At 64.5% G+C, this 25,496-nt stretch carries 20 protein-coding genes and 1 pseudogene; 7 read left to right on the top strand and 14 right to left on the bottom strand.

The annotated features are described in order from the left end of the window. The 5 genes and pseudogenes from JQ627_RS39170 to JQ627_RS26170 all read right to left on the bottom strand — a co-directional run. Window positions 1-121 (bottom strand): annotated as a pseudogene (locus tag JQ627_RS39170) (ABC transporter ATP-binding protein); the annotation flags it as partial. Between the two features lie 1,553 nt (window positions 122-1,674). Continuing rightward, window positions 1,675-1,866 carry a hypothetical protein gene (locus JQ627_RS26185; protein ID WP_212486964.1) on the bottom strand — a complete coding sequence of 64 codons (192 nt, stop codon included), beginning with the start codon at window positions 1,864-1,866 and terminating at the stop codon, window positions 1,675-1,677. 387 nt (window positions 1,867-2,253) lie between these two features. Further along, window positions 2,254-2,985: an ABC transporter ATP-binding protein gene (locus tag JQ627_RS26180; protein WP_212486963.1), complete on the bottom strand. Its 732-nt coding sequence runs from the start codon at window positions 2,983-2,985 to the stop codon at window positions 2,254-2,256. Further along, window positions 2,982-4,751: an ABC transporter permease subunit gene (locus JQ627_RS26175; protein ID WP_212486962.1), complete on the bottom strand. Its 1,770-nt coding sequence runs from the start codon at window positions 4,749-4,751 to the stop codon at window positions 2,982-2,984. Before JQ627_RS26175 ends, JQ627_RS26180 begins: the two co-directional genes overlap by 4 nt. 5 nt (window positions 4,752-4,756) lie before the next feature. Then, a complete protein-coding gene (locus tag JQ627_RS26170; protein WP_028157356.1) occupies window positions 4,757-5,797 on the bottom strand; it encodes a branched-chain amino acid ABC transporter permease in 1,041 nt (346 codons plus the stop codon). Window positions 5,798-5,973: 176 nt separating this feature from the next. Here JQ627_RS26170 and JQ627_RS26165 point away from each other — a divergent pair, with 176 nt between their 5' ends. After that, window positions 5,974-6,495: a MarR family winged helix-turn-helix transcriptional regulator gene (locus tag JQ627_RS26165; RefSeq protein ID WP_212486961.1), complete on the top strand. Its 522-nt coding sequence runs from the start codon at window positions 5,974-5,976 to the stop codon at window positions 6,493-6,495. Between the two features lie 131 nt (window positions 6,496-6,626). Here JQ627_RS26165 and JQ627_RS26160 read toward each other — a convergent pair whose 3' ends face one another. From JQ627_RS26160 to JQ627_RS26120, 9 genes are all read right to left on the bottom strand, one after another. Next, the gene (locus JQ627_RS26160; protein WP_212486960.1) at window positions 6,627-7,910 is read right to left on the bottom strand and encodes a glycerate kinase; all 1,284 of its coding nucleotides are present in this window, start codon (window positions 7,908-7,910) and stop codon (window positions 6,627-6,629) included. A gap of 195 nt (window positions 7,911-8,105) precedes the next feature. Further along, a complete protein-coding gene (locus tag JQ627_RS26155) occupies window positions 8,106-9,335 on the bottom strand; it encodes an ABC transporter substrate-binding protein (protein ID WP_212486959.1) in 1,230 nt (409 codons plus the stop codon). Window positions 9,336-9,577: 242 nt separating this feature from the next. After that, on the bottom strand, window positions 9,578-10,804 hold the full coding sequence (locus tag JQ627_RS26150; RefSeq protein ID WP_212486958.1) for an ABC transporter substrate-binding protein: 1,227 nt from the start codon (window positions 10,802-10,804) through the stop codon (window positions 9,578-9,580). 127 nt (window positions 10,805-10,931) lie between these two features. Continuing rightward, the gene (locus JQ627_RS26145) at window positions 10,932-12,161 is read right to left on the bottom strand and encodes an ABC transporter substrate-binding protein (RefSeq protein ID WP_212486957.1); all 1,230 of its coding nucleotides are present in this window, start codon (window positions 12,159-12,161) and stop codon (window positions 10,932-10,934) included. A 39-nt stretch (window positions 12,162-12,200) separates the two neighbouring features. After that, a complete protein-coding gene (locus JQ627_RS26140; RefSeq protein WP_212486956.1) occupies window positions 12,201-13,217 on the bottom strand; it encodes a branched-chain amino acid ABC transporter permease in 1,017 nt (338 codons plus the stop codon). A 2-nt stretch (window positions 13,218-13,219) separates the two neighbouring features. Beyond that, the gene (locus tag JQ627_RS26135; RefSeq protein WP_212486955.1) at window positions 13,220-14,098 is read right to left on the bottom strand and encodes a branched-chain amino acid ABC transporter permease; all 879 of its coding nucleotides are present in this window, start codon (window positions 14,096-14,098) and stop codon (window positions 13,220-13,222) included. Window positions 14,099-14,110: 12 nt separating this feature from the next. Continuing rightward, window positions 14,111-14,824: an ABC transporter ATP-binding protein gene (locus JQ627_RS26130; RefSeq protein WP_212486954.1), complete on the bottom strand. Its 714-nt coding sequence runs from the start codon at window positions 14,822-14,824 to the stop codon at window positions 14,111-14,113. Then, window positions 14,821-15,618: an ABC transporter ATP-binding protein gene (locus tag JQ627_RS26125; protein WP_212486953.1), complete on the bottom strand. Its 798-nt coding sequence runs from the start codon at window positions 15,616-15,618 to the stop codon at window positions 14,821-14,823. The genes JQ627_RS26130 and JQ627_RS26125 overlap by 4 nt, the downstream gene beginning before the upstream one ends. Before the next feature lie 66 nt (window positions 15,619-15,684). Beyond that, on the bottom strand, window positions 15,685-16,551 hold the full coding sequence (locus JQ627_RS26120; protein ID WP_212486970.1) for an IclR family transcriptional regulator: 867 nt from the start codon (window positions 16,549-16,551) through the stop codon (window positions 15,685-15,687). 130 nt (window positions 16,552-16,681) lie between these two features. On the opposite strand from JQ627_RS26120, the gene JQ627_RS26115 reads away from it, so the two are divergent. From JQ627_RS26115 to JQ627_RS26090, 6 genes are all read left to right on the top strand, one after another. Further along, complete coding sequence (locus tag JQ627_RS26115) at window positions 16,682-18,778, top strand: 3-hydroxyacyl-CoA dehydrogenase NAD-binding domain-containing protein (protein WP_212486952.1); 2,097 nt, start codon at window positions 16,682-16,684, stop codon at window positions 18,776-18,778. A 220-nt stretch (window positions 18,779-18,998) separates the two neighbouring features. Further along, window positions 18,999-20,681: a dicarboxylate--CoA ligase PimA gene (gene pimA / locus JQ627_RS26110; protein ID WP_212486951.1), complete on the top strand. Its 1,683-nt coding sequence runs from the start codon at window positions 18,999-19,001 to the stop codon at window positions 20,679-20,681. Next, the gene (locus JQ627_RS26105; RefSeq protein ID WP_212486950.1) at window positions 20,678-21,865 is read left to right on the top strand and encodes an acetyl-CoA C-acyltransferase; all 1,188 of its coding nucleotides are present in this window, start codon (window positions 20,678-20,680) and stop codon (window positions 21,863-21,865) included. The genes pimA and JQ627_RS26105 overlap by 4 nt, the downstream gene beginning before the upstream one ends. Window positions 21,866-21,881: 16 nt before the next feature. Next, on the top strand, window positions 21,882-23,072 hold the full coding sequence (gene pimC / locus JQ627_RS26100) for a pimeloyl-CoA dehydrogenase large subunit (RefSeq protein ID WP_028151933.1): 1,191 nt from the start codon (window positions 21,882-21,884) through the stop codon (window positions 23,070-23,072). A gap of 163 nt (window positions 23,073-23,235) precedes the next feature. Then, a complete protein-coding gene (pimD, locus tag JQ627_RS26095; protein ID WP_212486949.1) occupies window positions 23,236-24,378 on the top strand; it encodes a pimeloyl-CoA dehydrogenase small subunit in 1,143 nt (380 codons plus the stop codon). Between the two features lie 160 nt (window positions 24,379-24,538). Further along, window positions 24,539-25,312 (top strand): SDR family NAD(P)-dependent oxidoreductase, encoded by a 774-nt coding sequence (locus tag JQ627_RS26090; RefSeq protein WP_212486948.1) that lies wholly within the window; start codon window positions 24,539-24,541, stop codon window positions 25,310-25,312. Window positions 25,313-25,496: the final 184 nt, after the last annotated feature.

The raw sequence follows: 25,496 nt of genomic DNA, 5'->3' as shown, positions 1-25,496 counted from the left end.
CGCCTTCGTGCTGGAAGCCGAGATAGCTGGCCGCCACGCGCTCGTTCGCCGCGATATCGCTGGCCTTGCCGCTGAGCACGAACTCGCCGAGCTCCATGACATAGGCCTGGTCTGCTGCTCGCCGCCGAAGAGCCGTGCAGGCTGCCACTTCGGCGCCGCGGTCGGGCTCCGCTCGCTGCTGGAAAACTACGCGCCGGAGATACCGGATTGGGCGTTCGACCAGCACACGCACAAGGGCCGCGAGATGGCGCGCGGGCTGGAGCACTTCCGCAGGAAAGGCGCGAAGCTGATCCCGCCGCCGACGGCGGACGATCCCTGCGAGGACGAAGCCTACCGGCTGTGGGCGATCAAGCAGCGCGGCAATGGGCTGCTCCAGTTGGTCGGAGCGCTTGATGTCCGCTTGTCCCCCGGTAGCGGCGCAGAAGCGGACATGCCGAGAGGTTCAATAGCAGGGCGGATAGGGAGCGTATCCACAAGCCCTGCGGTAGCCATACGCTCCGTAAGCCGCAGCTCCCGCCGCCGCAGCTCCCGCCGCTGCACCATAGTAAGCTCGCCGATGCACCCTGCGATTAACGCCTGCCACGCTCATCGGTGTCAGTGGTCGCCCAACTCGCGCTTCGGCACGGTCAAGGGATACGGATAGCACGTTCGCCGGTGAGTAATGGAACGACAACGGAGCTGCCGTGAAGAGCGCAGCAGTCACGATCAATCCAAGAAGCTTGGCATTTCTTGTCATGTTGTTCTCTCCCTGTCGGGCGATGATCAAACACAACGTGACATGCCGCCTTGCGTCTCGCCGTTGATCTGGATCAATAGGCACCAACTTCGAATGCGCCCCCGGAATGGGGCCTTTAGCGTCGTGGGACGGCATCGGTGTTGTGCGATACGGCGAAATCTGACACGGCGATGATCGCTCCGGGTCAACATCCGAAGAACTCGCTTGGAGCACAATTCGTCTGCTCCGCCTCCCGAAAGCGGACTTCACATTCGGTTTCGTGGCAGCGCCGCATAGGCCGGAGCTTACTGCAAGCGCTGCACCGGGATGATGAGCCGAGCTGAGGACCTATCGACCCACTACGCTCCAGCCGAGCTACTTAGCTGTCCCCGTCGTAACTCCTGGCTCCGTCGTAACTCCGCGCCGCACTTGGCGCGCTTCACGGCGACCCTCGCGGCGCACTTGGCGCGCGTCACGGCGATCCTCGCGGCGCTCGCGTCGCCCCTCACGTCGATCTTGACGCCTTTCCATGCCAGCGGTCTGCGCCTCCGCGTCGGGGACCATCAGCATGGTCGGGAACGCGGCTATTGCAGTCGCCAAGCCCAAAGAAGAAAGAAGCTTCCGCCGAGAGATCATGACTACCTCCCTTGCTGGACTGCCCCAAGACTTAATAGTTTACTCGCTCTGCCCGCCCCCGTCTTGATCTGTGTCATTGGACGGTTGCACTCCCATCCGCCGTCCTGCGACGGTCGCGCCAGCGGACGAAGCCTACCGGTTGTGGGCGGTCAAGCAGCAGGTAAGTGAGCGAGACATTATCGCCCGTCGTCCTGCCAAGGCCCCCTTTAACGACAGCACTGATGACCCGAAGCGGGTCACTTCCGGTAGTGGCACCAAACGAACATAGGCTCGGCAGCGTTTGTCTGCTGCTGATCCAAACAACGATACGCTCGGCGAGCGGCTTAGGCTGTATGTCGAAGAGAACTTCCATAATGCTTGAAGAAATTATCAAGCTTCACTGGTTCGCCGGTATCTCGCCAGAACAGTTTTTTACCAATGCTGGCCGCCACCGCGAGGCGGTGGTGGCCGCCGATTAGAGTATGGTCATCGGATGCTGTGGCGATGATCTCGCCGTCTTCGTCCACGATTTTCATGTGCTGCCTCCAATCCAGCGCGCGGTCAGCGCCGCGATGGTGCGCAATCCATCTAAACCTCGTGCCGGTCCCGGCGTTCCAATCCATGAAGGTCACTGCTCGGCGCCGCCCCTTCTCGGGAGCGACACCGGGAGCGCAGGCGCCATCGGCGAGCCATTAGGACGGGCTACAGGGCGTGGCCAGCGCCCGGCCACAGAACAGGCGCGCACAGGGCCGCACCGCCCGCCCCATGAGTTTTCCCGATGCCTGTGCCCAGACCGCGGCCCGGAGTTCGGGCGCATTCAGCGGCCTTCCCAGAGGGTCCGGCGGATCGGGACACAACGGGGGACGCATAGGCCATTATAATCATTAGCAGATTTCCGCCGGGAAGAAGAGTTCGCGGCGACGCTAAAGCACACTCGCGCCTTCGTGCTGGAAGCCGAGATAGCTGGCCGCCACGCGCTCGTTCGCCGCGATATCGCTGGCCTTGCCGCTGAGCACGAACTCGCCGAGCTCCATCACATAGGCCTGGTCCGCGATCTTCAGCGCGGCCTGCGCGTTCTGCTCGACCAGCAGCACGGAGACGCCGCCGGCGCGGAGCTCGGTGACGATGCGGAAGATGTCGGCGACGATGATCGGGGCGAGGCCGAGGCTCGGCTCGTCCAGCATCAGGAGTTTCGGCTCGCCCATCAGCGCGCGGCCCATCGCGAGCATTTGCTGCTCGCCGCCGGAGAGGGTGCCCGCCAACTGCTTGCGCCGCTCCTTCAGCCGCGGGAACAGCGTGTAGACGCGCTCCATCGAGGCTTTCGCCTTGCTGCGCTCGATGCGGAAGGCCCCCAGCTCGAGATTATCCTCGACATTCATGGTCACGAACAACTCGCGGTGCTCGGGGACGAGGCCGAGCCCCATCGCGACGCGGTCCTCGATGTCGAGCCGTGACAGATCTTGCCCTGCAAAGGCGACGCGGCCTTTCAGCGGCAAAATGCCCATGATGGCGGAGAGCAGCGTGGTCTTGCCGGCGCCATTGGCCCCGACGATGGTGACGATCTGGTTGGCGCCGACCTCGAGCGAGACCGAACGCACGGCCTCCACCTTGCCATAGGCGACATGTGCGTCGGCGACGGACAACAGTGCGCTCATGCCGCCACTCCGAGATAGGCCTTGATCACTTCGGGATTGGTCTTGATCGTGGCGGGGGTGCCCTCCGCGATCTTGGTGCCGAAATCGAGCACCACGATGCGGTCGGCGAGGTTCATCACGAAGCCCATGTCATGCTCGACCAGGAGAACGCTCATGCCGCCGTCGCGCAGCTCGCGGAGCAGCGCGGCCAGGCGCTGCTTCTCCATGTGGCGCAGGCCCGCGGCCGGCTCGTCGAGCAGCAGCAGCATCGGATCGACGCACAGCGCGCGCGCGATCTCGACGATGCGTTGCTGGCCGAGCGAGAGGCTGCCTGCGAGCTGGTGCATCTGCTCGGCAAGCCCAACGCGCTCGATCTGCCGCGCGGCCTCGGCGAGGAGCTTGGCTTCGTCGGCGCGGTCGAGCCGCAGCATCGAGGAGATCGGGCCGGAATGGCCGCGCAGATGCGCGCCGATCGCGACATTCTCCAGCACGGTCATGTCAGGGACGAGCTTCACATGCTGGAAGGTGCGGGAGATGCCGAGCTTGACGATCTCCTGCGGTGGCGCCCTGTCGACCTTCTTGCCGAGCACCGAGATCGAGCCTGACGTCGCCGACAGCACGCCGGTGATCAGGTTGAACGTCGTGCTCTTGCCGGCGCCGTTCGGTCCGATCAGCGCGACGATCTCGCGGGCCTGCACGTCGAAGGAGACGTTGTTGACCGCGATCACGCCACCGAACTGCTTGCGCGCCTTCTCGACCTGGAGCAGGACACCGGACTGGGCGGGCGAGCGGGTGCGCTGCTCCAGTTTCAGCGAGGTGTCCGGCTTCTTGCCGCTGGTGCGCTCCGGCAGGAACGACATCAGCCAGGGCCAGACGCCGCCGGGCGCAAGCTGGAGCAATGCCACCAGCATGATGCCGAATACGATGGTCTCGACCTGTCCGGAACCCGGCAGGAGCAGCGGCAGATAGCTTTGCAGCACCTCCTTCAGGACCACGACGATCGCCGCGCCCAGCACGCCGCCCCAGACATAACCGGCGCCGCCGACCACCGCGATGAAGAGATATTCGATGCCGGCCTGCGCGCCGAACGGCGTCGGGTTCACCGCGCGCTGGAGGTGCGCGTAGAGCCAGCCGGAGAGGCCGGCGAGCACGGCGGCATGGATGAACACCAGGAGCTTAGCGCGCGGCGTGTGCACGCCGAACGCTTCGGCTGCGACGTGGCCGCGCCGGAGCGCGCGGATGGCGCGGCCGGTGCGGGAATCCAGCAGGTTCATCGTGAGCAGGGCCGAGAGGATCACGGCGACCCAGATCGCGTAATAGATCGAGCCGGGCGAGAGCATCTTGAACGCGCCGATCGACAGTGGCGGGATCGCCGAGATGCCGTCGTTTCTCCCCAAAAATTCCAGCTTGCTGAAGAGATAGAACAGGCCCAGCCCCCAGGCGAGCGTGCCGAGCGGGAGATAGTGCCCGGAGAGACGGACGGTCACCAGCCCGAGCAGCACCGCCAACGATCCGCTGACCAACAGCGACAGCGGCAAGGTCAGCCACGGCGACAGGCCATAGGACGTCGACAGCACCGCGGTGGTGTAGGCGCCGAAGCCGACGAAGGCTGCCTGGCCGAACGAGGTCAGGCCGCCGACGCCGGTGAGCAGCACCAGGCCCATCGCGACGAGAGCCGCGAGGCCGATATTGTCGAGCAGCACGATCCAGAACGGCGGCATGCCCGGGAGATGCGGGATCGCCGCCATGAGAAGCGCGAAGATGAGGATGGGAAGCCGGCTCTGCATGCGCGTCAGTCCTTCTCTTCCTCGACCGCGGGCGCGGCGAGCGAGCGCAGCAGCAGCACGGGAATCAGCAGCATGAAGACGATCACTTCCTTGTAGTTTGAGGCGTAGAAGGACGAGAACGCCTCGACGATGCCGACGACCAGCGCCGCGACGGCGGTGAGCGGATAGCTGACGAGGCCGCCGATGATCGCGGCGACGAAGCCCTTGAGGCCGATCAGGAACCCGGAGTCGTAATAGAGCGTCGTGATCGGCACGATCATGATGCCCGACAGCGCGCCGATGACGGACGCCAGCAGGAAGGCGATCTGGCCGGACAGGGTGGTGCGGATGCCGGCAAGGCGGGCGCCGAGCCGGTTCACGGCGGTCGCGCGCAGCGCCTTGCCGTAGAGGGTCAGCCCGAAGAACAGCCAGAGCCCGACGATGAAGGCGATGGTGATGGCGTAGACGGTGATGCTCTGGCCGGTGAAACGCAGTGCGCCGGCGGTGAACGCACCGGACAGCACGGCAGGTCCGCGCTGGCCTTCGGCGCCGAAGAACAGCAGGCCGAGGCCCTGCAGCGCGAGATGGACGCCCACCGAAGCGATCAGCAGCACCAGCACAGAGGTGTGCGCCAGCGGCTGGAACGCGATGCGGTAGAGATAGAGGCCGATCATCGCGACGATCACCAGCGACAGCGCGATGCAGACCGCCACCGGCGGCTTCTGGGCGGCGAAGTAGATGGTCAGCGCCAGCACGATGGCCGGCAGCACGACGTTGGTGACGAGGCTGCGCACGATCAGGCGGCCGTGCAGCGCCTTGCGCGCCACGAACAGGTCGAACACGAAGGCGCCGATGCCGAGCGCAAGCGCGAGCTTTGCCGTGCCGGGCATCTGGCCCGCGGCCAGCGAGGCATAGGTCAGCGCGCCGTAGGTGACGAACTCGCCCTGGGGAATGAGGATCACGCGGGTGACGGCGAACACCAGCACCAGCGCCAGGCCGAGTAGCGCATAGATCGCGCCATTGGTGATGCCGTCCTGTACCAGGAACAGCATGATGGTGGTATTCAAGACCGGACGCTCCCCCTCAAAGATCGGGACCGGTCTCCGCAATTGCGGTGGACGGTCCGCTCACAGCCATTGAAACGCTGACGATATTTGATATGGTCCATAACAATTATCAAATATAACTTCAAGGGTGGGTGGACGACCCGCCCCGAATTTAGCGGGATCACGAGCACGAGGCGATGACCGTTTCCAAAACCGCTGAAAAGTCTTCTGAAAAGCCCGGCGACGCGGCCAAGGGCCGCAAGGACGCGGCTGAGGCGCAGCCTGAAGCCCTCCAGCTTGGCGAGCTCTCCGAGCAGCTCGGTTACGTGCTGAAGCGGGCGCAGCTCAAGGTGTTCGAGAACTTTTTGCGCTGCATGGCCTCACTCCAGCTCACGCCCGCGCAGTTTTCCGTGCTGCTGCTGGTCGAGAAGAATCCGGGCCGTAACCAGACCGAGATCGCCTCGACGCTGGGCATCCTGCGCCCGAACTTCGTGGCGATGCTCGACAATCTGGAGAGCCGCGACCTCTGCGCGCGGATCCGCTCCACCAACGACCGCCGCTCGCACATCCTGGTCTTGACCGACAAGGGCAAGGCCGTGCTGACGCGGGCGAAAAAGCTCGTCGCCACCAAGCACGAGTCGCGGCTGAACGAACTTCTGGGGCAAGCCAACCGCGAAGCCCTGCTGGAAATGCTCTCGAAGATCGCCAACGAGTTTTGAGGCCCGGCTGTCATCGCCCGGCTTGACCGGGCGATCCAGTACTCCGAGACGTTTGTGATCGAATCGATAGGCCGCGGCGTACTGGATTCCCCGCCTTCGCGCGGAATGACAGTGAGACCTGGGCAGGCGCCTCAATCCACCAAGATCACCCTGATATCGTTCACGTTCGTCAGCGTCGGCCCCGGCATCAGCAGATCGCCGGTCGCCTCGAAGAACGTCGTCGCGTCGTTGTTGTCCAGGTAGGCCTGCGGCTGAAGCCCCTGCGCCTTCATCTTGGTGAAGGTCGCCGCGTCGATCAGAGCGCCGGCGGGATCGGTGGGGTGGCCGGCGCCGCCGTCGGCGCCGTCGGTGTCGCCGGCGAGAGCGGAGATACCAGGCGTGTCTTTCAGCAGGGAGGCCAGCGCCAGCGCGTATTCCTGGTTCGGGCCGCCACGGCCATTGCCGCGTACCGTGACCGTGAGCTCGCCGCCGGAGAGGATGGCGAGGCGCTTGCCTTGCGCGCGCGCCTGAAGCGCGAGTTTCGCGTGATCGGCTGCGACCTCGCGGGCCTCGCCTTCGAGATCGGCGCCGAGATCGATGGTCTCGTAGCCGGCTTCCCTCGCGAGCTTCACCGCGGCGTCGAGCGATTGCTTCGGCCGCGCGATCAGCTCGAACGTCGCGCGCGCAAAGGCGGCATCGCCCGGCTTGCAGCTTTCGTTGGCGGGATCGTCGAGCGCGCGGCGGACGGCATCGTCGATGGCGAGCTTGTACTTCGCGACGATCGCGCGCGCGTCGGCCAGCGTGGTCGGATCGGGCACGGTGGGACCGGAGGCGATCGCGGAAGGATCGTCATGCGGCACGTCCGAGATCGCGAGCGTCACGATCTCGGCGGCATTCTTGCCGGCGCGCGCGAGCCGGCCGCCCTTGATGCGCGAGAGATGCTTGCGCACGACGTTCATCTCGCCGATCGGCGCGCCGGAGCGCAACAGCGCCTTGTTGACCGCCTGCTTCTGCGCAAAGCTGATGCCGTCCACAGGTGCGATCCAGTTCGCCGAGCCGCCGCCGGTGAGCAGCACCAGCAGCAGATCGTCAGGGCCGGCCTCGCTTGCAAGCGCGAGCGTATCGGCGGCGCCCTTCAGGCCGGCTTCGTCGGGTACGGGATGGCCGGCCTCGACCACGCGGATGCGGCGCGTCGGAACGCCGTAGCCGTGGCGCGTGGTGGCGATGCCGACGAGGCGCTCCGGCGCGAGCTTGAGCGTGTCGAGATAATGCCGTTCGGCGGCCGCAGCCATCGCCCCCGCGCCCTTGCCGGCGGCGAGGCAGATCACGCGCCCTTTAGGCGCGGGCCGCAGATGCGGCGCCAGAATTGTATTGGGATGGGCGGCGGCAACGGCGGCGTCGTACAGCGCGCGGAGCAGGGGACGTCGGTCGGTCATGACGAAAAAGCCCTAGGCGGACAGAAAAGAGCGGCGGCAAACGCCGCCGGTCACATGCCTACCGCATCAGACGCCCAAGCGTAAGCGGGCTTTACCATCATTCGATTGTGCAATCGCGTGATCATAATCGGCGCGCAAGCAAGAACCCCCTGCGTGACCAGCGCAGGGGGCTTCATGATCGCAGGTTTCAGGCAGCTAGCCGCCGACGTCGGCGCTGATCACGTCGCCGAACAGTTCCCACTTCTCGCCCTTGAACTTCTCGAGTTGAAGCTGGCTGATCGGCGCGAAATCGGTCGGCGAGGTGTTGATCTTGACACCCGGCAATAGCGCCTCGGTCCGGAAGTCCTTCAGGCTCGCCGCCTGCTTCATGATGTTCTCGCGCGTGAGATTGTCACCGCACTGCTTCAGGACCTGGACCAGCGTCTGTGCCACGGCATAGCCGACCATCGTGCCCTTATCGAGCTTGTCGCCCTCGGGGAAGTATTTGGTCATGAACGCCAGAAAGTCCTTCATGCCGGGATCGTTGTTCCACGCGGGATCCGACACGTCCTTGAGATAGTCGGCCGAGATGATGTCCTGGCCGTTCTCGAAGCCGGCCGGCTTCATCACGCTGCCGACGGAGGCCGAGACGTTGTTGAGGAAGTGCAGCGGCTTCCAGCCGATCTCGGCGTTCTTCTTGATGGCCTGGGCCGCGAATTTCGGCGTCGTGATGTTCATGAAGACGTCGGCGCCGGTCGACTTCAGCTTCACGATGTGGTTGTCGATGGTCGGCTCGGATGTTTCGTAGCTCTCTTCGATCACGATCATCGAGGCGGCTTTCGAGCCGAGGCCGTCCTTGAGGCCCTTGAGATAGTCCTTGCCGTAATCGTCGTTCTGGAACAGCACGGCGATCTTGGCATCCGGCTTGTTCTTGAGCAGCCACTTCGCATAGATCTGCGTCTCGCTCTGGTAATTGGGCTGCCAGCCCATGGTCCAGGGGAAGTTCTGCGGATCGTTCCACTTGGTGGCGCCGGTCGCGACGAACAGCTGCGGCACCTTCTTCGAGTTCATGTATTTGTGGATCGCCGAGTTCGGCGGCGTGCCGAGCGAGTTGAAGATGAACAGCACCTCGTCGCTCTCGACCAGCTTGCGTGCCTGCTCCACCGTCTTCGGCGGCGAATAGGCGTCGTCATAGGAGATGTAATTGATCTTGCGGCCGTTGATGCCGCCCTCTTCGTTGATCTTCTTGAAGTAGGCGGCTTCGGTCCGCCCGATGATGCCGTAGGCGGAGGCCGGTCCGCTGTATGGCATGATGTTGCCGATCTTGATTTCGGTATCGGTCGCGCCGGTATCGTACTTCTTCTGGGCCGATGCGGTTGAGGCCGACGCCGCAATGAGCGCAAGCGCCAGTGACGCGGCCGCAAGTTTGCCGGTGACAGCGGGCATTCCTATCTCCCTATTTTCTTGGTGTGTGTGCGTTTCCTTTTCTTGTCTTGATTGTTTTTGGCGACGCGGTCGCAATTCAATACGATTTACCGGGAGCCTTCAACAGAAAGCCCCTGCGACGGCGTCGCAGGGGCTGCTTCTTTAGTAGTCAAGGGCGGGCGCGCGCTCGTGTGCGGTTGCGAGAAGGCCGCAGCTGTCTTGGGTTGATTAACCGGCTAGAGGCGATTTTGAGTTGCGCGGCTTCAGTGACCGAGGTCGCTCGAGATGATGTCGCCGAACAGCTCCCATTTCCTGCCCTTGAACCGCATCATCTGGAGCTGCTCGATCGGGGCGAAATTGTCGGCTGCGGTGTTGATCTTGATGCCGGGCAGCAGCGTGTCGGGCTCGAAGTCCTTCAAGGAAGCGGCCTGCTTCATCACATTCTCACGGGTGAGCTCGTCGCCGCACATTTGCAGCACCTTCACCATGGTCTGGGCTGCGGCATAGCCGAACACCACGCCGGCATCGAGCTTGTTGGCCTTGGGGTCGTACTGCGCGAGGAAGTTATAGAACTTCTTCATGCCGTCATCGGCATTCCATTGCGGGTCGGAGCCGTCCTTGGCGTAGCTCGCCGACAGGATGCCTTGCGAGACCTCGAGTCCCGCCGGCTCGAGCACGCCGCCGACAGAAGCCGAGACGTTGGAGATGATGTGGACCGGATGCCAGTTGATCTCGGCCGCCTTCTTGATCGCCTGCGCGGCGAATTTCGGCGTGGTGATGCTGAGGAAGACGTCGGCGCCCGAGGCCTTCAGCTTCACGACGTGCTCGTCGATCGCGGGCTCCGAAGTGTCGTAGCCGTCTTCGAGCACGATCATCGACGCCTTGGCCCCTAAGCCGTCCTTCAGCCCCTTCAGATAGTCCTTGCCGAAATCGTCGTTCTGGTAAAGCACGCCGATCTTCGCGTCCGGCTTCTCCTTCATGACGAATTTGGCGTAGATGCGCGCCTCGCTGGCGTAGCTCGGCTGCCAGCCCATGGTCCACGGATATTGCTTCGGATCGTTCCACTTGGAGGCGCCGCTCGCCACGAACAGCTGCGGCACCTTCTTGTCGTTCATGTATTTGCGGATGGCGCCGTTGGTGGAGGTGCCGAGCGAGCCGAAGATCAGCAGCACGCCGTCGCTCTCGACCAGCTTGCGCGCCTGTTCCACAGTCTTCGGCGGCGAATAGCCGTCGTCGTAGGAGATGAACTTGATCTTGCGGCCGTTGATGCCGCCCTCGGCATTGACCTTGTTGAAATAGGCTTCCTCGGCCTTGCCGATCGCGGCATAGGCGGAGGCCGGGCCGCTATAGGGCATGATGTTGCCGATCTTGATCTCGGTATCGGAAGCGCCGCTGTCGTATTTCTTTTGCGCCAGTGCCGGGCTGCTCATCGCAGTGCACAACGCGAGCGCGGCCGAAACGGCCGCAACCTGAAATCGAGCGACAGTCATCTTTCTCCACCCGGAATGGATCGGCGCCGCATTGAACAAGATTGACGCCTGACGTCAACAAAAAGCCCCCGCGGTCGTCCGCGGGGGCTTTGTCAGATTTGACTAGATTTGAACTATTGCGCCAGCGTCACTCGGAAGGAACGTCGCCGCTGATGATTTCGCCGAACAGTTCCCACTTCTCGCCCTTGAAGCGCTGCATCTGGAGCTGCGAAATCGGGGCGAAGTCGGTGGCGCTGGTGTTGATCTTGACGCCGGGAAGCAGGGTGTCCGGTGCGAAGTCCTTCAACGATGCGGCCTGCTTCATGAGGTTGGCGCGGGTGAGGTCGTCACCGCACATTTCCAGCGTCTTGACCAGGGTCGACGCCGCGCCATAGCCGTAGACCATGCCGGTGTCGGTCTTGTCGGCGCCAGGCATGTACTTGTCGACGAACTCGTTCCACTTCTTCATGCCGGGGTCGTTGTTCCACTGCGGGTCGGTGGAGTCCTTGGCATAGGCCGCCGACAGCACGTCCTGCGAGGCCTCGAAGCCGGCCGGCTTCATCACGCTGCCGACCGAGATCGACACGTTGGTGAGGATCTGGAGCGGCTTCCAGCTCAGCTCGGCGGTCTTCTTGATGGTCTGGGCCGCGAACTTCGGCGTCGCGTAGATCAGCAGCACGTCGGGATTGGCCGCCTTGATCTTGACGATGTGGCCGTCGATCGACGGCTCGGAGATCTCATAGCTCTCTTCCATGATGATCATGGACGCGCCCTTGGCGCCGAGACCGTCCTTGGTGCCCTTGAGGTAGTCTTTGCCGAAATCGTCGTTCTGGTAGAGGATCGCGACCTTGGCGTTCGGCTTTTCCTTCATCAGCCATTTCGCGTAGATCTGCGCTTCGCTCTGGTAGGAGGGCTGCCAGCCGATGGTCCAGGGGAAGTTCTTCGGGTCGTTCCACTTGGTGGCGCCGGTGGCGACGAAGAGCTGCGGGATCTTCTTGGCGTTCAGGTACTTCTGGATCGCTGTGTTCGAGGGCGTGCCGAGCGGATTGTACACGGCCAGCACCTCGTCGCTCTCGACGAGCTTGCGGACCTGCTCGACGGCCTTCGGCGGCGAATAGGCGTCGTCATAGGTGACGAAGTTGATCTTGCGGCCGTTGATGCCGCCCTTGTCGTTGATCATCTTGAAATAGGCTTCTTCGGTCTTGCCGATGATGCCATAGGCCGACGCCGGACCGCTGTACGGCATGATGTTGCCGATCTTGATCTCGGTATCGGACGCGCCGGTGTCGTATTTCTTCTGGGCAAGTGCTGCGCCCGAGGTGAGGGTCGCGACCGCCGTTACGAGCGCGGTGGTTCGCAGTGTTCTTCCGAAAAGCAATTGGGTCTCCTTGGTTAAACAACAGTCTTGTTGGAAGTTTCAGTTCTTTCTGAGCTTACCGGCGAGTTGCTGGCCCAGGATCGCGACCTGCCTTGCGCCATGCGGCACGAGGTAGATGACGAGGAACAGGAGCACGCCGAACACCGCGCCGGAGAGGCCCTTGGAGATGCCCTCCGCGATGTTCGGCACGAAGATGATGAAGGCGGCGCCGACGATCGAGCCGGGGAGCCAGCCTACGCCGCCGACGACCATGCCGAGGAATAGCGAGATCGCGAGCGTGATGGTGTAGCTGTCGGGCGCGACGAACTGCACTGCGATGGCGCCGAGCGAGCCGGCGATGCCGGTGATGGCGGCGGACACGCCGAAGGCCAGCGTCTTGTACAGCGCGACGTCCACGCCCATCGCGGAGGCCGCGATCTCGTTGTCGCGGATTGCCATGAAGGCGCGGCCCGAGCGGGAACGCAGCAGGTTTACCGAGAAGATGTAGATCGCAATCACGACCACGAGCGTGAAGTAGTACAGCCACATGTCCTGCGACATCGGCAGCCCGAACGGCGCGTCCGGCTTGGTGACGACGAGGCCCTGCACGCCGCCGGTCCAGTGCTCGAGGAAGTTCAGCTTGAGGAGCTGCGGCATGGCGGTGGCCAGCGCGAAGGTCGCGAGCGCGAGGTAGACACCGGAGAGCCGCAGCGCCGGCTGCCCGAACAGGAAGCCGAAGCCGAAACAGACGATGCCGGCGATCGGCAGCGTCAACGCGTAATTGACGTTGAAGTGCTCCATCAGCACCGCTGTCGTATAGGCGCCGACCGCATAGAACGCGCTCTGGCCGAGCGAGAACTGGCCGGAGCCGCCGGTCAGGATGTTCAGCGCCAGCACCGCGAGCCCGTAGATCAGAAGCATCGTCATCTGGAAGATGATGAAGTTCTTGACGAAGACGGGCGCGATCAGCAGTGCCGCGAGCACCACCAGCGAGGTGCCGGTGCCCAGCGTCATGGCCCGCTTCGGAACGGCCTCGACCGCCTGGTGGCCTTCGACGACTTCTTCTGCAGCGCTCATGATCAAACTCGCTTGACGATGTGCCGGCCGAACAGGCCAGCGGGTTTGACGACCAGGACGGAGATGATCAGCGCGAGCGCGATCGGGAGCTTCAGTTCATTGCCGACGCCGGGGATGTAGGTGCCCGCGAGGTTCTCGAAGATGCCGACAAGGAAGCCGCCGACCACGGCGCCGAACGGGCTGGTGAGACCGCCGAGCACGGCGGCCGCGAAGCCGTAGATCAGCACGCCGCCCATCATATTCGGTTCGAGGAACACCACGGGAGCAATCAGCATGCCGGCGATCGCGCCGATCGCGGTCGCCATGCCCCAGCCGAGCGCGATCATCCAGCTCGTGTTGATGCCGACGAGGCGGGCCGATTCAGGCACCGAGGCGGCCGCACGCATCGCAAGGCCGATGCGCGTGTACTGGAAGAAGAAGTAGAGGCCGAGCAGCAGCAGCACCGTGACGCCGATCATGCCGGCCTGGTGGGTCGAGATCAGCTGGCTGCCCAGGAACGGCGCGGAGCCGAACGGGGTCGGGTACTGCTTGATCGTGAAGTCCCAGATCAGGCCGGCCGAGGAGTTGATGATCGCAAACAGCGCGATGAAGCCGGCGACGTTGGTCAGCACCGGCGCCTTCGCCAGCGGCTTGAACAGGATGCGCTCGATCGCGATGCCGGCGACGAAGGAGAATGCCAGCGTGATCAGGAAGGCGAGCCAGTAGGACACGCCCCACTGCATCAGCTGCCAGGAGATGAAGGTCGAGAACATCGCCATCTCGCCCTGCGCGAAGTTGAGATGGTCGATCGCCTGGTAGATCATGACCACGGCGAGCGCCATGCAGGCGTAGATCGCGCCCGTGGCGATGCCGGCCAGCACTTGGTTGGTGAAAAGCTCCATTGTGCCGGCTCCTCAGTAACCCAGATAGGATTTGCGGATTTCTTCGTTGTTCGCGATGTCCTTGGCATTGCCCGACATCACGATGCGTCCGGTTTCGATCACATAGGCCTGGTCGGCGAGCTCGAGCGCGAGCTGGGCGTTCTGCTCGACAACCAGGATCGACACCTTGTCCTCGCGATTGATCTTGCCGAGGATGCCGAACAGGTCGCGCACCACCAGCGGCGCCAGTCCGAAGGACGGCTCGTCGAGCAGCATCAGCCGCGGCCGCAGCATCAGCGCGCGTGCGACCGCGAGCATCTGCTGCTCGCCGCCCGAGAGCGTGCCGGCCTGCTGAGTGTGGCGCTGCTTCAGCACCGGGAAATGCGCGTACATGCGCTCGACGTCGGAAACGATGCCGGCGCTGTCCTTGCGGGTGATGGCCCCGAGCTGGAGGTTCTCCTCGACCGTCATGGTCGTGAAGGTGCCGCGGCCCTGCGGCACGTGGGCGATGCCGAACCGCACGATGCTCTCGGTGGAACGGTTGCTCAGCGGCTTGCCTTCGAACTCGATCGCACCGGTGGAACGCACCATGTTGCAGATCGCGCGCAAGGTGGTGGTCTTGCCGGCGCCGTTGGCGCCGAGCAGCGTCGTCAGCGATCCTTCGTTGAGCGAGAAGGACAGGCCGTGGAGAGCCTGGACCTGGCCGTAATAGGCGCGCAGGTCCTTGACGTTGAGCAGCGTCGTCATTGGTCCTTGCTCCCGAGATAGGCCTTGATGACGTCGGGGTCTGCCTGCACCTGGGCCGGCGTGCCTTCCGCGAGCTTCTTGCCGAAATTCAGCGCGACGACGTGGTCGGCGATCGACATCACGAGGCCCATGTGATGCTCGACCAGCAGCACGGTCATGTGGCGGTCGTCGCGGATGCGGCGGATGAGGTCGCCGAGCACATAGACTTCCTCGTGGTTGAGGCCGCCGGCGGGCTCGTCGAGCAGCAGGATCTTCGGATCCGCCGCGAGCGCGCGCGCCAGCTCGACGCGCTTCTGCGTGCCGAAGGGCAGACCGGACACGACGGTGTGGGCGACGTCCTCGAGCTTGAGATAGGCGAGGATCTCCTGCACCTTCTTGTTGACCTCGGTCTCGCTGCGCCGGACCCAGGCGAGCCGAAGCGAGTCGCTGATGATGTCGCTGGAGGTCTTCGAATGGGCGCCGACGCGGACGTTGTCCATCACCGTGAGGTTCGGGAACAGCGCCACGTTCTGGAAGGTACGGCCGATGCCGATCTCGGCGATCCGGTGCGGAGGCCGCGACAGGATGCTTACGCCTTCCATCAGGATGTCGCCGGACGACGGCTGATAGAGCCGCGAGAGGCAGTTGAAGAGCGTGGTCTTGCCGGCGCCGTTGGGGCCGATCAATCCGAGGATCTGGCCCTTGCGCATGTCAAAGGACACGCCATTGAGCGCGATGATGCCGCCGAACACGACGCTGACGTCGCGAACCGCGAGCAGGGGCGATGTCCCCTGCGCGAGCTGTGCCTGCGTCATCTCGTCTCGCCCACACACGTCAATGGGCGAAGGGGCGATGCGAACCGCTCCCGGTTACGACAAAGGCTATCTGAACCCCTCGGCCACACGAGCAACTTTCCCTCCTGATTTCAGCTTTTTGCTGACTTCTTTTTTGGATTGCGGCATCAGTCCCCCGAGTGCCGCTTCGATGTTCCTTACCATCGCAAGCAGACGCGGTCCAATGTCGTTGATCAAACGCTCTTCCGTGAAGCGGAATGCGGGTGCGCCGCAGTTGAACGCATAAGGTCCGGTTCCGTCGTTGAGCTTGAGCGCGACGCCGGCAGCGCCGATGTCGTCGTGCCAGTCGCCGACCGACATCGCGAAACCGTATTTCGCGACGGTCTCGCCGGAACGTTCCAATCCGTCGCGCATCTTCGGCCAGCGGCTGCCGTAATGTTCGCGCAGGATGCGGGAGACTTCAGCGCGGCCCTCGTCGTCGAGCGCCCAGAAATAGGCGCGGCCCATCGCGCTGGTTGCAATCGGCACGCGGGAGCCGACGTCAAGTTGAACGCCGACCGTCTCGCTGCCGCGGCTTTGCCCGAAATAGATCATGCTGTGACGGTCGCGGCCGCCGATTGCGACGGCGCCGCCGGTCGCGCGCATCATTTCTTCGCGGAACGGTTCGGACAAATGCCGAACGCCGAGATTGGCCAGCGCGGCGTAACCGAGCGCCATTGCGGCGGGTGCGAGCTGATATTTCTCGAAACGGGGAACCGGCGTCAGATAACCGAGCCTGGTCAAGGTGTAGGTCAGCCGCGAAACGGTCGGCTTCGGCAGGTTCGTGCGTGCAGCTATTTCCTGGTTGCCAAGAAGTCCGTCGCTGGGTTGGAATGCGCGCAATACATCTAGTCCGCGGGAAAGCGCGACGACGAAATTCCGATCGGTCGCTGTCTTCTTTCCTGTACGCTTCATCCCTGATCTGCTTCTTGCGCGGAGTCGTTGACAACGTCCGTGCTTCAAAATAACCCTGCCGTCAAGATGCGGAATTAAATTCCGCACCGCGAAATCGAACAAAAGTAAATCCCCACCAAGGAGGGAAGCCGTGAGCGAAGTGGTCAAGCTTGAGCGTCATGACGAAGTCGGGATCGTCACGGTCAACAGTCCTCCGGTCAATGCGCTGAGTGCCGCAGTGCGCGGTGGTATTCTGGAATGCATCAAGGCCGCGATTGCCGATCCCGCGATCAAGGGCATCGTGCTCACCTGTGCCGGCCGGACCTTCATTGCCGGCGCCGACATCACCGAATTCGGCAAGCCGCCGAAGCCCCCCGCGCTCAACGACGTGCTCGCCGAGATCGAGAACTCGCCAAAGCCGGTCGTCGCCGCGATCCATGGCACCGCGCTCGGCGGTGGCCTCGAGGTCGCGCTGGCCTGTCATTTCCGCGTGGCCGTGAAGGAAGCCAAGCTCGGCCTGCCCGAGGTGAAGCTCGGCCTGCTGCCGGGCGCCGGCGGCACCCAGCGCCTGCCGCGCGCGGTCGGGCCGGAACTCGCGGTCAAGATGATCGTCGGCGGCGATCCGATCGGTGCTGCCGAAGCGCTCAAGGCCGGCCTGATCGAGGAGATCGTCGAAGGTCCGGCGTCCGGCGGCGAAGCCTTCGTGCGCAAGCTGCTGGCCGAGAAGCGTCCGCTGCGCCGCCTGCGCGACGACGATTCCAAGATCGCGGCGGCCAAGGCCGACCGCTCGATCTTCACCAATGCGGTCGCTGCCATGACCAAGAAGTCGCGCGGCCTGGAGGCTCCGTTCGCCGCCGCTGACGCCGTCGGCTACGCCATCGACCTGCCGTTCGACGAGGGGCTGAAGAAGGAGCGCGAGGGTTTCCTCAAGCTCGTGGCCAGCGACCAGTCCAAGGCGCAGCGCTATGCCTTCTTCGCCGAGCGCGAGGCCAGCAAGATCGCCGGCGTCCCTGAAGGCACCAAGTCGCGGCCCGTGAACCGCGTCGCCATCCTCGGTGCCGGCACCATGGGCGGCGGCATCGCGATGTCCTTTGCCAATGCCGGCGTGCCCGTCACCCTGATCGAGACCGGCGAGGAGCAGCTCAAGCGCGGCATGGGCATCATGCAGAAGAACTGGGAGGCGACCGCCGCGCGCGGCGGCATCCCGGCGGATGCGCCCGCCAAGCGCATGGCGCTGATCAACGGCGTCGTCGGCATCGAGAATGTCGGCGACGCCGACCTGGTGATCGAGGCCGTGTTCGAGACCATGGCGGTCAAGAAGGAAGTGTTCGGCAAGCTCGACCAATACGTCAAGCCCGGCGCCGTGCTTGCCTCCAACACCTCCTACCTCAACATCGACGAGATCGCGAAGTCGACCAAGCGGCCGCAGGACGTGCTCGGCATGCACTTCTTCTCGCCCGCCAACGTCATGAAGCTGTGCGAGATCGTGCGCGCCGACAAGACCGCGCCGGATGCGCTGGTCACCGCCGTGACCATCGCGCGCAAGATCGCCAAGGTGCCGGCGGTGGTCGGCGTCTGCGACGGCTTTGTCGGCAACCGCATGCTGGCGCAGCGTGGCAAGCAGTCGGAGAAGCTGCTGTTCGAAGGCGCCTTGCCGCAGCAGGTCGATGCCGTCGTGACGAAATTCGGCATGCCGATGGGGCCGTTCGCGATGGGCGATCTCGCCGGCCTCGACATCGGCTGGCGCTCGCGCAAGGACCGCGGCATCAAGTCGGAGATCGCGGACGCGCTCTGCGAAGCCGGCCGCTTCGGCCAGAAGACCGGCAAGGGCTACTACAAGTATGAAGCAGGCAGTCGCGCGGCGCTGCCCGATCCGGAGGTCGAGAAGCTGATCGACGAGACGCTGCTCCGTCTCGGCCGCAAGAAGCGCGTCGTCAGCGACGACGAGATCCTCGAGCGCATGATGTACCCGATGATCAACGAGGGCGCGAAGATCCTCGAAGAGGGCATCGCGGCGCGTCCGTCCGACATCGACGTGGTCTGGCTCTACGGCTACGGCTGGCCGATCTACCGCGGCGGCCCGATGTTCTGGGCCGACACCGTCGGCCTCAAGCACATCGCCGATCGGCTCTCCTTCTACGCCAAGGAGACCAACGATCCGAGCCTCGAGCCCGCGCCGCTGCTGAAGAAGCTCGCGGCCGAGGGCAAGACGTTCGCCTCGCTCGCGGCGGCGTCGAAGGCGGCGTGATCGGATTGGCTGTGGCCGCGATGTCGCGCTCCAGGCAAAGCTCTCTCCGTTCCCTCCCCCCTTGCGGGGGAGGGGCAGGGAGGGGGGTAGCCCCGGGTGAGGTCAGCGTTTGTGGCCACCCCTTTCCCCAACCCTTCCCCGCAAGGGGGAAGGGAGCCCGTCCGTCCGTGCCCGCCTTACGTCGAATTGCTGCGCAGGCAATGAAGAGCAACGAACCCAAATGACCCATCCTGGCGAACAGTTTTATCCCGAGGGCGTGCGTTGGGACGACACCATCGTCCAGGGCTCGCTGCCCGACCTGCTGTCGAAAGCCGCCGCCGATTTCGGGCCGCGCACCGCGCTGGAATTCCGCGATCGTCCGATCACCTACACCGGGCTCGCCGCGATGGCCGAGCGTGCCGCGGCGGCGTTCCTGCGCGCCGGCTGCGGCAAGGACAGCTCCGTCGCGCTGTTCCTCGGCAATACGCCGGACCATCCGGTCAATTTCTTCGGCGCGCTGAAGGCTGGTAGCCGCGTCGCGCATCTTTCCCCGCTCGACGGTGAGATCGCGCTGACGCACAAGGTCTCGGATTCCGGCTCGCGCCTGCTCGTCACCTCCAACCTCGCGGCGCTGCTGCCGACCGCGCTGAAGTTCCTGGAGAAGGGCCTGATCGATCGCCTCGTCGTCTGCGAGGACGACAATTGGGGCAAGGTCGGCACGCCGCAGGCCCCGATCCCCGATGATCCCCGCATCGTCACCTTCAAGACCTTCGTCGAGGACGCGACCGCGCCGGCAGAGTGGCCGTCCGTGACGGCCGACGACGTCGCGCTGCTGCAATATACCGGCGGCACCACCGGCCTGCCCAAGGGCGCGATGCTCACCCACGGCAACCTCACCTCCGCGGTGTCGATCTACGACGTCTGGGGCAAGCCGTCGCGTGCGGCGCGCGGCGACGTCGTCGAGCGCGTGATCTGCGTGCTGCCGCTGTTCCACATCTATGCGCTCACCGTCGTGCTGCTGTCCTCGCTCAGCCGCGGCAATCTGATCTCGCTCCACCAGCGTTTTGATGTCGAAGCGGTGATGCGCGACATCGAAATCAAGCGCGCGACGTACTTCCCGGGCGTGCCGACGATGTGGATCGCGATCGCAGCACTTCCCGATCTCGACAAGCGCGACTTCTCCTCGCTCGCCACCATCGGCTCCGGCGGCGCGCCGCTGCCGGTGGAGATCGCGAGCTTCTTCGAGCGCAAGGTCGGCAAGAAGCTGCGCAGCGGCTGGGGCATGACCGAGACCTGCTCGCCCGGCACCGGCCATCCGCCTGTCGGCCCCGACAAGCCCGGCTCGATCGGCCTGATGCTGCCCGGCATCGAACTCGACGTCGTCTCGCTCGACAACTCGACAAAGGTGCTGCCGCCCGGCGAAGTCGGCGAGATCCGCATCAAGGGCCCGAACGTCACCAGGGGCTACTGGAACAAGCCGAAGGAATCGGCGGAATCCTTCGCCGACGGCCGTTTCCTCACCGGCGACATCGGCTATGTCGATACCGACGGCTATTTCTTCCTGGTGGACCGCAAGAAGGACATGATCATCTCCGGCGGCTTCAACGTCTATCCGCAGATGATCGAGCAGGCGATCTACACCATTCCCGGCGTGCACGAGGTGATCGTGCTCGGCATTCCCGACCAGTATCGCGGCGAGGCCGCCAAGGCCTTCATCAAGCTCAAGCCGGATGCAAAGCCGTTCTCGCTCGACGAGCTGCGCGCGCAGCTCGCCGGCAAGGTCGGCAAGCACGAACTGCCGGCCGAGGTCGAGTTCGTCGACGATCTGCCGCGCACGCCGGTCGGAAAGCTGTCGCGCCACGAATTGCGCCAGCAGCAGAAGCCATCACAATCCACCCAACACGCATCAGGAGGTCGCTCTTGACCGACGCCGTCATCGTTTCCACCGCCCGCACCCCGATCGGCAAGGCCTATCGCGGCATGCTCAACGCCACCGAGGGCGCAACGCTGCTCGGCCATGCCATCGGCGAAGCCGTCGCCCGCGCAAAAGTCGATCCGAAGGAAGTCGAGGACGTCGTGATGGGCGCCGCGCTTCAGCAGGGGGCGACCGGCGGCAACATCGCGCGCAAGGCGCTGCTCCGCGCCGGCTTGCCCGTGACCGTCGCCGGCACCACCATCGATCGCCAATGCGCCTCGGGCCTTCAGGCGATCGCGCTCGCTGCGCGCTCGGTGATCTTCGACGGCGTCGAGATCGCGGTCGGCGGCGGCGGCGAGTCGATCTCGCTCGTGCAGAACGACAAGATGAATGGCTTCCACGCCCAGGACCCGGCGCTGCTCAAGATCAAGGGCGAGGTCTACATGCCCATGATCGACACGGCCGAGGTCGTTGCCAAGCGCTACGGCATCTCGCGCGAGAAGCAGGACGAATATTCGCTGGAGAGCCAGCGCCGCACCGCCGCTGCCCAGCAGGGCGGCAAGTTCAGGGACGAGCTCGCGCCGATCACCACGCAGATGGCGGTCACCGACAAGGCGACCGGCGCCGTTTCCTTCAAGGAGGTGACGCTGTCGCAGGACGAGGGCCCGCGCCCGGAGACCACGGCTGAAGGCCTTGCCGGCCTCAAGCCGGTGCGCGGCGAGGGTTTTTCGATCACCGCCGGCAATGCCAGCCAGCTCTCCGACGGCGCCAGCGCCTCCGTGATCATGAGCGACAAGGAAGCCGCCAAGCGCGGCCTCAAGCCGCTCGGCATCTTCCGCGGCTTCGTCTCCGCCGGCTGCGAGCCGGACGAGATGGGCATCGGCCCGGTCTTCGCCGTGCCGCGCCTCTTGAAGCGCCATGGCCTCACCGTCGACGACATCGGCCTGTGGGAGCTGAACGAAGCCTTCGCGGTGCAGGTGCTGTATTGCCGCGACAAGCTCGGCATCGACCCCGAGAAGATCAACGTCGACGGCGGCGCGATCTCGGTCGGCCATCCCTACGGCATGTCGGGCGCGCGCCTGACCGGCCACGCCCTGATCGAAGGCCGCCGCCGCAAGGCGAAGTACGCGGTCGTCACCATGTGCGTCGGCGGCGGCATGGGCGCTGCCGGCTTGTTCGAGGTTTTGCAGTAATTCACAGGAGGATCCGATGGATCTCGCATTCACGAAAGAAGAGCAGGCATTTCGCGAGGAAGTGCGATCATTCTTCCGCGACAACGTGCCGCCCGATACGCGGCGCAAGCTGGTCGAGGGCCGTCACCTCTCGAAGGACGAGATGGTGACGTGGTGGCGCATCCTCAACAAGAAGGGCTGGGGCGTCAGCCACTGGCCCAAGCAATATGGCGGGACGGGGTGGACCTCCGTGCAGCACTACATCTTCAACGAGGAGCTGCAGTCCTATCCGGCGCCGCAGCCGCTCGCCTTCGGCGTCAGCATGGTCGGCCCCGTCATCTACACCTTCGGCAACGAGGAGCAGAAGAAGCAGTATTTGCCGCGCATCGCCAATGTCGACGACTGGTGGTGCCAGGGCTTCTCCGAGCCCGGCTCCGGCTCCGACCTCGCCTCGCTCAAGACCAAGGCCGAGCGCAAGGGCGACAAGTGGATCATCAACGGCCAGAAGACCTGGACCACGCTCGCCCAGCACGCCGACATGATCTTCTGCCTCTGCCGCACCGACCCCTCCGCCAAGAAGCAGATGGGCATCTCCTTCATCGTCTTCAGCATGAAGTCGAAGGGCGTCACCGTGCGTCCGATCCAGACCATCGACGGCGGCGTCGAGGTCAACGAGGTGTTCTTCGACGACGTCGAGGTGCCCATCGAGAACCTGATCGGCGAGGAGAACAAGGGCTGGGACTACGCCAAATTCCTGCTCGGCAATGAACGCACCGGCATTGCGCGGGTCGGCGTCTCCAAGGAGCGGCTGCGCCGCATCCGCGATCTCGCCTCCAAGGTCGAGTCCGGCGGCAAGCCGATCATCCAGGACGCGGCGTTCCGCGAGAAGCTGGCGGCCTGCGAGATCGAGCTGAAGGCGTTGGAACTGACCCAGCTCCGCGTCGTCGCCGACGAAGGCAAGCACGGCAAGGGCAAGCCCAATCCGGCCTCCTCGGTGCTGAAGATCAAGGGCTCGGAGATCCAGCAGACCACCACCGAGCTGCTGATGGAGGTGATCGGTCCGTTCGCCGCGCCCTACGACGTGCACGGCGACGACGGCTCGAACGAAGCCATGGAGTGGACCGCCCAGATCGCACCGAGCTATTTCAACAACCGCAAGGTCTCGATCTACGGCGGCTCCAACGAGATCCAGCGCAACATCATCGCCAAGGCGGTGCTGGGGCTGTGAGTCGACAATGACGGTGTCGTCCCCCGCGAAGGCGGGGGACCCAGTACGCCGCGGCGGTCGTGAGTACGGCAGGCGGCTGCGTTTACTGGATCCCCGCTTTCGCGGGGATGACGTCTGAGGGTGAGGCGACGGTAGGGCAATTCCCGCCGATTTGGAGAGAGACATGGATTTTGACCTGAACGAGGAGCAGCGGCTTCTCAAGGAAAGCATCGACGGCCTGCTGACCGATTCCTACGATTTCGAGAGCCGCAAGAAGTACATGAAGGAGAAGGGCGGCTGGAGCCAGGCCGTCTGGGGCAAGCTCGCCGAGCAGGGCCTGCTCGGCCTGCCCTTCGCGGAGGCCGATGGCGGCTTCGGCGGCGGCGGCGTCGAGACCATGATCGTGATGGAAGCGCTCGGCAAGGCGCTGGTGCTCGAGCCGTATCTCGCAACGGTCGTGATCGGCGGCGGCTTCCTGCGCCACGCGGGATCCGATGCGCAGAAGGCCGCGCACGTGCCCGGGATCATCGACGGCAGCAAGACGCTGGCGTTTGCCCAGCTCGAGAAGAACTCGCGCTACGATCTCTTCGACGTCTCGACGACCGCGAAGAAGAAGGGCGACGGCTGGGTTATCGACGGCGAGAAGTTCGTCGTGCTCAACGGCGAGAACGCCGAGACGCTGATCGTCACCGCGCGCACCAAGGGCGACCGCCGCGACAAGTCCGGCATCGGCGTGTTCCTGGTCCCGGCCAACGCCAGGGGCGTGACCAAGAAGTCGTACCCGACGCAGGACGGCCTGCACGCCGCCGACATCACTTTTACGGGTGTCGAGGTGGGTAGCGATGCCGCGCTTGGCAATCCTGAGGACGGTCTGGCCCTCATCGAGCGCGTCGTGGACGAAGCCCGCATCGCGCTCTGCGCCGAGGCGGTCGGGCTGATGGACGAGTCGCTCAAGACCACCGTCGAGTACATCAAGACCCGAAAACAGTTCGGCGTTGCGATCGGCTCGTTCCAGTCGTTGCAGCACCGCGCTTCCGACATGTTCGTCGCCGCGGAGCAGGCGCGATCGATGTCGATGTTCGCGACCATGGCCGGTGATTTCGAGGACGCCAGGGAGCGCTCCAACGCCATCGCCGCAGCCAAGGTGCAGATCGGCAAGTCGCTGAAGTTCGTCGGACAGCAGGCGATCCAGCTCCACGGCGGCATCGGCATGACCATGGAGGCCAAGATCGGCCACTACTTCAAGCGCCTCACCATGATCGAGAACAGTCTTGGTGATACCGACTACCACCAGCGCCGGGTGGCGGATGGTGGCGGGTTGATCTGAGTTGATCGGGCCATAGGAAGACTGTCATGCCCCGGCTTGACCGGGGCATCCAGTACTCTGCGGCGGCAGTTCGTTCACGCAACTTCAGCCGCAGAGTACTGGATCGCCCGGTCAAGCCGGGCGATGACACCGAACAAGTGGACGTAGCGGAGCAACAACAATGAAAAACACACCGTTCGATCTCACCGGCAAGGTCGCAATCGTCACCGGCTCCAGTCGCGGCATCGGCCGTTCTTCCGCGGAGCTGCTCGCAAAGCTCGGCGCCAGGGTCGTGGTGTCCTCACGCAAGGCCGACGCCTGCAAGGAAGTCGCCGACGGCATCATCGCGGCCGGCGGCGATGCAACCGTCATCCCCTGCAACATCGCGCGCAGAGCCGAGGTCGAGGCGCTGATCTCGGGCACGATCAAGCATTACGGCAAGATCGACATCCTCGTCTGCAACGCCGCCGTCAATCCTTACTACGGTCCGCTGCTCGACATCACCGACGAGGCCTTCGACAAGATCATGGGCAGCAACGTCAAGAGCAACATCTGGCTCTCGGCGTTGGCGATCCCGCAAATGGCCGAGCGCGGCAACGGCTCCGTCGTCATCATCTCCTCGATCGGCGGCTTGCGCGGCTCCACCGTGATCGGCGCCTACGGCATCTCCAAGGCGGCAGACTTCGCGCTGTGCCGCTCGCTCGCCGGCGAATGGGGCCCGAAGGGCGTCCGCGTCAACTGCATCGCGCCCGGCCTCGTCAAGACCGATTTCGCCCGCGCGCTGTGGGAAGACGAAGCCAACCTCAAGCGCCGCACCGCCACCACGCCCCTCCGCCGCATCGGCGAACCCGACGAGATCGCGGGTGCGGTGGCTTATCTCGCCTCGGATGCGTCGAGCTTCATGACGGGGCAGACGATTGTCATCGACGGCGGTGTAACGACCGCGGCGGTGTAGCTTTCTTCCCCTCTCCCCCTGTGGGAGAGGGTGGATCGCCGCGTAGCGGCGAGACGGGTGAGGGATATGCCTCCGCGCGTGACCCACCCTCGCATTATTCTTCGCCGATAGAACCCCTCATCCGGCGCGCTTCTCGCGCGCCACCTTCTCCCACAAGAGGAGAAGGAAGGGGCACCAGTCCCCC

It is taken from the genome of Bradyrhizobium liaoningense (genome assembly GCF_018130785.1).
In the GTDB taxonomy this organism is placed as follows: domain Bacteria; phylum Pseudomonadota; class Alphaproteobacteria; order Rhizobiales; family Xanthobacteraceae; genus Bradyrhizobium; species Bradyrhizobium liaoningense_A.
The sequence above is the reverse complement of the archived record's forward strand: the minus strand, read 5'-3'. Positions and strand labels throughout refer to the sequence as shown.

What these genes read in the sequence shown, in the direction of transcription:
- JQ627_RS26185 (WP_212486964.1), bottom strand. Translation starts at nt 1,866, where the DNA reads ATGAAAATCGTGGACGAAGACGGCGAGATCATCGCCACAGCATCCGAT.
- JQ627_RS26180 (WP_212486963.1), bottom strand. Translation starts at nt 2,985, where the DNA reads ATGAGCGCACTGTTGTCCGTCGCCGACGCACATGTCGCCTATGGCAAG.
- JQ627_RS26175 (WP_212486962.1), bottom strand. Translation starts at nt 4,751, where the DNA reads ATGCAGAGCCGGCTTCCCATCCTCATCTTCGCGCTTCTCATGGCGGCG.
- JQ627_RS26165 (WP_212486961.1), top strand. Translation starts at nt 5,974, where the DNA reads ATGACCGTTTCCAAAACCGCTGAAAAGTCTTCTGAAAAGCCCGGCGAC.
- JQ627_RS26160 (WP_212486960.1), bottom strand. Translation starts at nt 7,910, where the DNA reads ATGACCGACCGACGTCCCCTGCTCCGCGCGCTGTACGACGCCGCCGTT.
- JQ627_RS26155 (WP_212486959.1), bottom strand. Translation starts at nt 9,335, where the DNA reads ATGCCCGCTGTCACCGGCAAACTTGCGGCCGCGTCACTGGCGCTTGCG.
- JQ627_RS26150 (WP_212486958.1), bottom strand. Translation starts at nt 10,804, where the DNA reads ATGACTGTCGCTCGATTTCAGGTTGCGGCCGTTTCGGCCGCGCTCGCG.
- JQ627_RS26140 (WP_212486956.1), bottom strand. Translation starts at nt 13,217, where the DNA reads ATGAGCGCTGCAGAAGAAGTCGTCGAAGGCCACCAGGCGGTCGAGGCC.
- JQ627_RS26135 (WP_212486955.1), bottom strand. Translation starts at nt 14,098, where the DNA reads ATGGAGCTTTTCACCAACCAAGTGCTGGCCGGCATCGCCACGGGCGCG.
- JQ627_RS26130 (WP_212486954.1), bottom strand. Translation starts at nt 14,824, where the DNA reads ATGACGACGCTGCTCAACGTCAAGGACCTGCGCGCCTATTACGGCCAG.
- JQ627_RS26125 (WP_212486953.1), bottom strand. Translation starts at nt 15,618, where the DNA reads ATGACGCAGGCACAGCTCGCGCAGGGGACATCGCCCCTGCTCGCGGTT.
- JQ627_RS26120 (WP_212486970.1), bottom strand. Translation starts at nt 16,551, where the DNA reads ATGAAGCGTACAGGAAAGAAGACAGCGACCGATCGGAATTTCGTCGTC.
- pimA (WP_212486951.1), top strand. Translation starts at nt 18,999, where the DNA reads ATGACCCATCCTGGCGAACAGTTTTATCCCGAGGGCGTGCGTTGGGAC.
- pimC (WP_028151933.1), top strand. Translation starts at nt 21,882, where the DNA reads ATGGATCTCGCATTCACGAAAGAAGAGCAGGCATTTCGCGAGGAAGTG.
- pimD (WP_212486949.1), top strand. Translation starts at nt 23,236, where the DNA reads ATGGATTTTGACCTGAACGAGGAGCAGCGGCTTCTCAAGGAAAGCATC.
- JQ627_RS26090 (WP_212486948.1), top strand. Translation starts at nt 24,539, where the DNA reads ATGAAAAACACACCGTTCGATCTCACCGGCAAGGTCGCAATCGTCACC.